Genomic DNA, 1,640 nt, shown 5'->3' with positions numbered 1-1,640 from the left:
CCCGCCGGTCGTGAGCCGCCCTGTCCTTCGAACGTCCTGCCGACACGCCCGGCGCAATGCACGCGACCGGCACGCTGTTCTCCTACCGTTCTATAGGTGGACTTCTCTCTGAATAGCTCGGTTGTACTGGCTGCTGTCGTCGGTCTCTGGCTGGTCTGGGTTGCACCGTTCTTCCTGCGGCGTGCCAGGTCCTCGGGGAAACCCGCAGCCGCCCGCCGCCGGGAAGCACAGCAGGTCCACCGAAATTCCCGTTCCGGGAACCACACATCCCAAGGGCGCAGCCAGGAGAGCACGATGGACAGACAGGCTACCGACCAGACCGGCGATGTTCCCCTAGTGCACCGAGCCGAGCCGCGGCCGTCCGCACTGAACGTCCGCTACGGCAGGGCCGCCCTGGCGGTCACCGCAATCCTCGGTGTGCTGGGCATGGTTCTCACCCTTGCCCTCGCGGCGTTCGGTACTGTTTCTGCAGGTTGGCCTGCGATCCTGGCGGTGCTCGCGGTATCGGCGATCGCACTCCTTCGCACCCTCGCGGTACGGGACCGCCGCAGACGCGTGAACCGGGCATTCGCTGAGGCGATGTGGCCGGAACCTTCCAGGCACGCGGGCCACGACACCCTGATCCCCTCTCCACCGAGGGAAACTCCCCGTGTCGGCCTCAAGCGTGAGACCGCGCTCTTCGATGCCGAGCAGCCGTCACCGGTTGCGGCCGAGGCTCCCGTACGCGAGGCTGCAGCCGGTGCCGAACAAATCGGGCCCGGGCACACCGGTTCCGGGGAGAGCAGTTCCGCTGGCCTCCCCGTCGGGCCGCCGGACACCGATCGGTCGGGTGACCGGCTGGAGGAGGACCCGACACAGAACGACACGCCCGGCGCAATGCACGCGACCGGCACGCTGTTCTCCTACCGTTCTATAGGTGGACTTCTCTCTGAATAGCTCGGTTGTACTGGCTGCTGTCGTCGGTCTCTGGCTGGTCTGGGTTGCACCGTTCTTCCTGCGGCGTGCCAGGTCCTCGGGGAAACCCGCAGCCGCCCGCCGCCGGGAAGCACAGCAGGTCCACCGAAATTCCCGTTCCGGGAACCACACATCCCAAGGGCGCAGCCAGGAGAGCACGATGGACAGACAGGCTACCGACCAGACCGGCGATGTTCCCCTAGTGCACCGAGCCGAGCCGCGGCCGTCCGCACTGAACGTCCGCTACGGCAGGGCCGCCCTGGCGGTCACCGCAATCCTCGGTGTGCTGGGCATGGTTCTCACCCTTGCCCTCGCGGCGTTCGGTACTGTTTCTGCAGGTTGGCCTGCGATCCTGGCGGTGCTCGCGGTATCGGCGATCGCACTCCTTCGCACCCTCGCGGTACGGGACCGCCGCAGACGCGTGAACCGGGCATTCGCTGAGGCGATGTGGCCGGAACCTTCCAGGCACGCGGGCCACGACACCCTGATCCCCTCTCCACCGAGGGAAACTCCCCGTGTCGGCCTCAAGCGTGAGACCGCGCTCTTCGATGCCGAGCAGCCGTCACCGGTTGCGGCCGAGGCTCCCGTACGCGAGGCTGCAGCCGGTGCCGAACAAATCGGGCCCGGGCACACCGGTTCCGGGGAGAGCAGTTCCGCTGGCCTCCCCGTCGGGCCGCCGGACACCG

At 67.9% G+C, this 1,640-nt stretch carries 1 protein-coding gene and 1 pseudogene; both read left to right on the top strand.

Annotated elements, in window-relative coordinates; translation table 11 throughout:
- Positions 1-294: 294 nt before the first annotated feature.
- Positions 295-936, top strand: coding sequence for a hypothetical protein (locus tag Y704_RS22890; RefSeq protein ID WP_051477117.1), 642 nt, complete (start codon positions 295-297; stop codon positions 934-936).
- 178 nt (positions 937-1,114) lie between these two features.
- A pseudogene (locus tag Y704_RS24605) lies at positions 1,115-1,640 on the top strand (hypothetical protein); the annotation flags it as partial.

It is taken from the genome of Arthrobacter sp. Br18 (assembly GCF_000520555.1).
In the GTDB taxonomy this organism is placed as follows: domain Bacteria; phylum Actinomycetota; class Actinomycetes; order Actinomycetales; family Micrococcaceae; genus Arthrobacter_D.
Note: the sequence above shows the minus strand (reverse complement) of the source record. Positions and strands in the feature narration are given on the sequence as shown.

Coding starts and splice junctions, on each gene's coding strand:
- Y704_RS22890 (WP_051477117.1), top strand. CDS start 295: ATGGACAGACAGGCTACCGACCAGACCGGCGATGTTCCCCTAGTGCAC.